Below are 1,041 nucleotides of genomic sequence, written 5' to 3'. Positions count from 1 at the left end.
GTGCTGCGGGTCGTTCGCTGTCCCGGCAGGCAGGGGCACGTCGAAGAAACAGTAGAATTCCTGCGCGTCCTGGTCGTTACCGCCGCTGCCCATGGGCATCAGCGAGACGCGCTTGGCATCGCCGACGTATTGGTCCCAATTGTCAAGCGGGGCCAGATCATCGTCGGCGGGCACGCGCACGTTCCAGTTGACGTACCCGACGTACTGACGTTCCACGGCGTGTCCCGTGATCTTGCCGCGCAGCCGCGAGTGCGTGCCATCGGCGACCACCAGCAAGTCGGCGTGGAGGCTACCGCCATCCTCGAAATGTGCTGTGATGCCGTCGTCCGCCAGCGTGTAATCGTTGCAGCAACGCCCGAGCTGGATATACTCGGCGCCGACTGCGTTGAAGAGTGTTTGCTGCAGGGCGGCGCGTGCGATGGGACAAGCGCGCTGCCCGACGTCCTCGAACAGCGGCGTGAGACTGAAATCGGTCAAGGTCCGCCCGTGGTGGGTGAGATAGCGCATGCGGGTCATCTCACCGCTGAGACGCTCGATGGTGTCGCCGAGCCCTAGGCGGTGCATGATCTTGACCCCGTTGGGCCACAGGGAAATGGCCGCGCCTATCGGGCGTATCTCCTGGACACGCTCGACGACGGTGACTCGGTGACCCTGGTGTTGAAAGGCAAGCGCGGTACTCAGTCCGCCCATCCCCGCGCCGACGACGAGGACGTGCAAGGGAGAAGCGTGTTGTGTTGAGCGAGACATGGCGAACTCCTTCAATCGATTGTTATGAGGGACGAAATTGTTATGGCTTACGAAGGCTGATTGGGTGCCGTGGCGCGTGGCGTCGCGTCGTCGGGCTCCTTGGCATCCTCGGTGCTGCCGGGCAGCAACAGAGTGCACAGGATGGCGGTCAACCCGCCGGTGGTGATCGGTGAAGAGAAGATACGTTCGGCGGTCTCGGGCAGCCCGGCGAGGGCTTCGGGGACGAGCTGGACACCTAGCCCCATGCCCAGCGACACGGCGATGGTCATGATCGTCTTGCGGGTCATCGTCTGG

At 63.6% G+C, this 1,041-nt stretch carries 1 protein-coding gene and 1 pseudogene; both read right to left on the bottom strand.

All coding sequences use genetic code 11. The features are described from left to right. Positions 1–885: FAD-dependent monooxygenase (locus tag OP495_RS18925; RefSeq protein WP_348521330.1), on the bottom strand; the 885-nt coding region annotated here is incomplete at its 3' end. Next, positions 795–1,041 (bottom strand): annotated as a pseudogene (locus tag OP495_RS18920) (xanthine permease XanP); the annotation flags it as partial. The gene OP495_RS18925 and the pseudogene OP495_RS18920, both read right to left, overlap by 91 nt.

The organism is Chromohalobacter sp. 296-RDG, assembly GCF_029889885.1.
In the GTDB taxonomy this organism is placed as follows: domain Bacteria; phylum Pseudomonadota; class Gammaproteobacteria; order Pseudomonadales; family Halomonadaceae; genus Chromohalobacter.
Note: the sequence above shows the minus strand (reverse complement) of the source record. Positions and strands in the feature narration are given on the sequence as shown.